This window comes from Anaerococcus lactolyticus S7-1-13 (genome assembly GCF_000758765.1).
GTDB classification, from domain to species: Bacteria; Bacillota; Clostridia; order Tissierellales; family Peptoniphilaceae; genus Anaerococcus; species Anaerococcus lactolyticus.
Window position 1 is genome coordinate 1 of record NZ_JRMW01000006.1, and the last position, 4,730, is coordinate 4,730.

At 27.8% G+C, this 4,730-nt stretch carries 6 protein-coding genes and 2 pseudogenes; 1 reads left to right on the forward strand and 7 read right to left on the reverse strand.

All coding sequences use genetic code 11. The annotated features are described in order from the left end of the window. From HMPREF1630_RS00240 to HMPREF1630_RS00260, 5 genes and pseudogenes are all read right to left on the reverse strand, one after another. Nucleotides 1–264: pseudogene (locus HMPREF1630_RS00240) on the reverse strand (DUF3847 domain-containing protein); the annotation flags it as partial. Nucleotides 265–393: 129 nt separating this feature from the next. Then, a complete protein-coding gene (locus tag HMPREF1630_RS00245; protein ID WP_004828935.1) occupies nucleotides 394–819 on the reverse strand; it encodes a hypothetical protein in 426 nt (141 codons plus the stop codon). A gap of 29 nt (nucleotides 820–848) precedes the next feature. Further along, nucleotides 849–1,052, reverse strand: a complete 204-nt coding sequence (locus HMPREF1630_RS00250) for a helix-turn-helix transcriptional regulator (RefSeq protein ID WP_004828934.1) — start codon at nucleotides 1,050–1,052, stop codon at nucleotides 849–851. 2 nt (nucleotides 1,053–1,054) lie between these two features. Beyond that, the gene (locus HMPREF1630_RS00255) at nucleotides 1,055–1,471 is read right to left on the reverse strand and encodes a hypothetical protein (protein WP_004828933.1); all 417 of its coding nucleotides are present in this window, start codon (nucleotides 1,469–1,471) and stop codon (nucleotides 1,055–1,057) included. 405 nt (nucleotides 1,472–1,876) lie between these two features. After that, nucleotides 1,877–2,165 (reverse strand): annotated as a pseudogene (locus HMPREF1630_RS00260) (DUF3847 domain-containing protein). A gap of 323 nt (nucleotides 2,166–2,488) precedes the next feature. Here HMPREF1630_RS00260 and HMPREF1630_RS00265 point away from each other — a divergent pair. Continuing rightward, nucleotides 2,489–2,917, forward strand: coding sequence for a Dps family protein (locus tag HMPREF1630_RS00265; protein ID WP_019116040.1), 429 nt, complete (start codon nucleotides 2,489–2,491; stop codon nucleotides 2,915–2,917). A gap of 340 nt (nucleotides 2,918–3,257) precedes the next feature. On the opposite strand, the gene HMPREF1630_RS00270 is transcribed toward HMPREF1630_RS00265, so the two are convergent. Both HMPREF1630_RS00270 and HMPREF1630_RS00275 read right to left on the reverse strand, forming a co-directional pair. Beyond that, entirely contained in the window at nucleotides 3,258–3,752 is a 495-nt protein-coding gene (locus tag HMPREF1630_RS00270) for a hypothetical protein (RefSeq protein WP_037325938.1), read from the reverse strand. A gap of 428 nt (nucleotides 3,753–4,180) precedes the next feature. Then, a complete protein-coding gene (locus tag HMPREF1630_RS00275; RefSeq protein WP_002839984.1) occupies nucleotides 4,181–4,399 on the reverse strand; it encodes a helix-turn-helix domain-containing protein in 219 nt (72 codons plus the stop codon). Nucleotides 4,400–4,730 lie beyond the last annotated feature (331 nt).

Consider the following 4,730-nt stretch of genomic DNA (forward strand, 5'->3'; position numbering starts at 1 on the left):
TTTCTTTAAATTCTTTTGTCTTTGTTGGTGTTCTAGTAGGATTTTTATTTCTTCATCTGTTAGTTCTTCTGCATTTTCTATAAGGCTTTCTAAGATTGGTCTTCTTGTTATAAGTCTATGAGTTCTTTCTTTTCTTCTTTTTACTATGTCTTGTTTTAATATCTTTTGTTCTTGATTTTTTAGTTGCCTTAGTCTTTCTTCTGTGTCATCTATTTTGTCTTTTATTTCTTTTGACTCTTGTCCTATTTGTTCTAATTTTTTCATTCTAATCTCCTTTCTTGCAATAAAAAAAGACGATGAAGATATTCTCTCCCCGTCTTTAGATTGTTCTCGACTTAAATATAAAATTTAATTTTTTTGTATTCTCCTTTAAAACAATTACTAAAATCTCTGCTATTTATTATTCAATATATCTCTAATTGGTGAAACTATATTTTCAAATAAATCTTTTTTACTTTTTCTGTAGGCAGGGTGGTATGTCTTAACTATAATAGTATCATTATAAATTAAATAACTTAAATAGTCAGAAACATACGTCCATGAACTAATATCTAAATTAAGATTGTTTTTAATGAATATATCTCCTGTTCCTCCACAAATTATAAAGTCAGGTCTATATATTTCAACTTGATTTTTTATAAATTCTCTATCATCTTTTGCAAACTTATCTATCTCAGAATCATTTGAGGTTGTCTTTCCAGGAGTCTTTTTTAAGTTTATAACAGAAATAGGAGCAAGATATTTTTTCCTATCATATTTATCTAAATCTTCGACCGTATCAAAATCTATATCGTCCCATTGCAATCCTGTGAATTGCATATTATATTTCCTAAATTAAATTGTGTGCCTCAATCATCTGTAAATTCAAATAAATCTTCTACGCTAACATCAAACACTTTTGCAATATCCATAGCTAATTTTAATGACGGATTATATTTTCCATTTTCAAGATGTACAATAGTTTCTCTTCTGACATTTACCATTTCCGCAAGTTCAGATTGTTTATATTTTTTCTTTTCTCTATATTCCTTAACTTTTGTTATTAGTGCCACAATTATACCCCTTTAGAATCCATAATTATAAACATAATCGTACGAAGTATTGTAATTGTAATTACTGTTCCAATAATTAACCATCCCATCAACGCTGTTGAAATTCCGTTTACATGACCTAAAATCCCTCCTAAATACGCTATAATAACCATTAACACGCCAAAAATTTTTAAGCATATTGAATCACATCTGTGTAGATTTTTTTCCGCAAATTCATCAAAGTATTCTTTCTTATACTTCTTTACTCTAAAATAATGCACTATCAGAATCAAAAATAGAATAAAACCCCAATAGCTTGAAAACTGTTGGTATTCAGGCTGATAGTCACTTCTGCTCCACAACCAATAATATCCCGCAATTAAAATTGCAATAATAATTTTTGTTGCAACAACTTCTCGTATAGATACTTTGTTTTTCATGTCAAATTCTCCTTACGTATAATTTCAAGTGATATATTTCTAACTTGATGTTATAAATATATCACACAAAAAACTTGATGTCAATGCTTAAGTTATAAATATTTCACTTTTGTTTTTTATTGGTCTAACTCGTTCTGTTTTACCTGTGATAGTCATTTTTCTTGTTCCTGTAACGGCTCTATGCAAGTCTTAACTTTTTCTGCTTGTTCAACTTATTCTCATATCCCTAATATTTGATTGTAAAGGTTATTTTCTCTTTCTTCATAGTGGCAAATTACAATTTCCATTGGGATATATTTAAGATCTTGCTTTCTCCTAAGTATTCTTTCAGATATTTCTTAAAAATTTTAAATAAAATAAGTTATGCAGTATGCTCATTGTAAAAATCTTCCTTTTTATTTTTTTTTAATTTTCGCTCATTATTTTTAGTGTTTCTTTAAATTCTTTTGTCTTTGTTGGTTTTCTAGTAGGATTTTTATTTCTTCATCTTTTAGTTCTTCTGCATTTTCTATAAGGCTTTCTAAGATTGCCCCTCTTGTTATGAGTCTATGAGTTCTTTCTTTTCTTCTTTTTACTATATCTTGTTTTAATATCTTTTTTTCTTGATTTTTTCTTGTCTTAATCTTTCTTCTGTATGGTCTATTTTATCTTTTATTTCTTTTGACTCTTGTCTTATTTGATCTAATTTTTTAATACTAATCTCCTTTCTTGTAATAAAAGAAGATAACATTTTCTGCTATCCCTTTCAAAGTTTCATTATTAAAATTTATAAAATACTCTTTTCAATAATATCTGATATTTCCTTTTGTATAGATTCTATCTTTCTATCTATTCCTTTTTGTTGCATTATGTGATTTTGTATCTCTGAAATAATTTTCTTCTGTTCATTTTTACGATATTAGGATGAAATAATAAATATTTGCTAGTAAATTTTATTCAATATTATAGGCTTGACTTGTTTTTTATTATTGCATATAATAATAAAGATAATTAAAATCATTTTAAAGGAGGAAGATAATGACAAAATTAAACACATATCTTGCAAATCTTGCAGTACTAAACATTAAAATCCATAATCTACATTGGAATATCGTAGGCTCTCAATTTGTATCTGTACATGAGTATCTTGAATCTGAATATGATAAGGCTGGTGAAAGACTTGATGAAGTTGCTGAGCTTATCAGAATGTCTGGAGAATTTCCAGTTGCTAATCTAAAAGAATATTTAGAAATTTCTACAATCAAAGAGATTGAAACTTCTAAAGAAGTATCTATTAAAGAAGCATTAGAAATAGTCCTATCTGACATAAAACTTCAAAAAGAACTCGCACTAGAGATTAGAAAAGAAGCAGATGAAGCTGATAATTTCCCTGTAGCTAATGCTATGGAAGATCATATAGAGGACTACAACAAACAAATTTGGTTTGTGGAATCAAGCCTTAAATAGGCAAAATTAACTTTTGCAGAACTTTAAATTACTGTCATCCTATAATTAGGGTCTGTAAATAAGTTTGTGTATCAACCTAAATCCTGATAAAAGGGCAAAGGTTGATACATTTTTTTGTGTCAGTATTTAGCCATTCCTATAGGAATGATTCTTGTCTTGTTTTTTAGATATGCTCACATATTAGATTGAAGTTTCTTTCGCTTATATTTCCCTCTAACCTATCTTCATATAACTGTTCATGGCTTATATCTATTTCTGATAATTGGTTTTTTTAAGCTACAGCCCCTTAAAACAAATAGCCAAGAAGTCGAATTGAACATTATAAGTTATGAATTTCTAGTTAAACCAAAACGGTCAGTAAATATGCCAAAATTAGGCTCACGAAAAAGAAGATTATAATTTTTGCAATCTGACTTTTCCCATTAAAACCAAAATTATCATAACCCTTAGCACCAACCGTCTCTGGGTAAACTTTAGTCGGCAATTTTAACTTGGTAAGCATGAGATAATCAAAAAAGATAATATCAAAAAGCTTATATCCTTCAAATAGTATTAAAAATCTAACAAAGGCTTGCTGAAAAGTTAAACTAAATTTTACTGTATCAACAATTGCCCAGCCTAGAACGGCTGCAATGGCTAGCAATCCAAGTATCATGATAAGTCCGCCGATTATATTGATCCAAATCGGTTTATCTGGCAACTTACTCATCATAACTTTGATATCATCGGGTGCACCGAAATACTTCGAGCCAAATTTCGGAATAATAAGTATAAAATTCACCATCATAATTGATGCTGTTAAGCAGATGATTGTTAACATACCAAGTGTTTTCATCAATTTAGTTCACCTCCTCTCTTGAAGTATAAACCATTTCGTAAATGGGAGCAATTTTTCTTAGTTGTGTCAACTAAATTCGTATAAATTTTCTTGCTAGTATTAGTGCTATACTTTTTTACAATTATATAGTTATTTAAAATCTATAATCACAGATGTCTTCTTGCCAATGTCATTATACACATACAGGTCATGTATTAAGAAGTTTTGTAAATTCTCAAATAAATTACTCACAAAACTTTGGATTTCAATCTAAAAGATATTTACAAAATCATTGACAAGATATAAAAACACCCTATATAAAGATTACAATTCTAAAATTGTAAGTAAGCTATCACAAATTATACATTATTTCAATAAAATTTTAGAAACCTTTATTAAGATTTTCTTTGATCCCTTGTAAATCAAGTGTAAAGAACTATAAGAATTTAAATCTCTTTTTCAAATTCATCTTCAAAACTAATAATATCATTAGGAGTGCAAGATAGAGCCTTACATATTCTTTCTAAATTTTTAAATGTAATTGGTTTATCCTTGCCCATTTGTGCCATAACATTTGTTGTAAGTCCTGCCATAGCTATTACATCTGTTTTCTTTAATCCTTTTTTTGCTAACTGTATCCATAATGGTTTATAGTTTAATGCCATAATATTCCTCTTTTTCTCTTCATTAGATTTATTTAATTATAGCATAAATATTGATTTCATTCAATCTTACATTGATTAAGTGTTTTGTTTTAGAGAATTTGTTGTGTTATTCCGTACTTATTTTGAGTAAAAAAAGACGATAGAGGTTTTAATTGCTATCGCCTGGTATTATCTAATATTTATTTTTCTTTAAATTAATTTTATTGTATAGCTTAATAATTCCATTAATCCAATTATAAAAAATAAAGGTGATGTTGCAGAATAGTTAAAACTATTCTGCTCATCACTTTTTTCTTGGATATTTGTATCAAGCTATTTAATTATATAGAAA

What these genes read in the sequence shown, in the direction of transcription:
- HMPREF1630_RS00265 (WP_019116040.1), top strand. Translation starts at nt 2,489, where the DNA reads ATGACAAAATTAAACACATATCTTGCAAATCTTGCAGTACTAAACATT.
- HMPREF1630_RS00255 (WP_004828933.1), bottom strand. Translation starts at nt 1,471, where the DNA reads ATGAAAAACAAAGTATCTATACGAGAAGTTGTTGCAACAAAAATTATT.
- HMPREF1630_RS00270 (WP_037325938.1), bottom strand. Translation starts at nt 3,752, where the DNA reads ATGAAAACACTTGGTATGTTAACAATCATCTGCTTAACAGCATCAATT.
- HMPREF1630_RS00245 (WP_004828935.1), bottom strand. Translation starts at nt 819, where the DNA reads ATGCAATTCACAGGATTGCAATGGGACGATATAGATTTTGATACGGTC.
- HMPREF1630_RS00275 (WP_002839984.1), bottom strand. Translation starts at nt 4,399, where the DNA reads ATGGCATTAAACTATAAACCATTATGGATACAGTTAGCAAAAAAAGGA.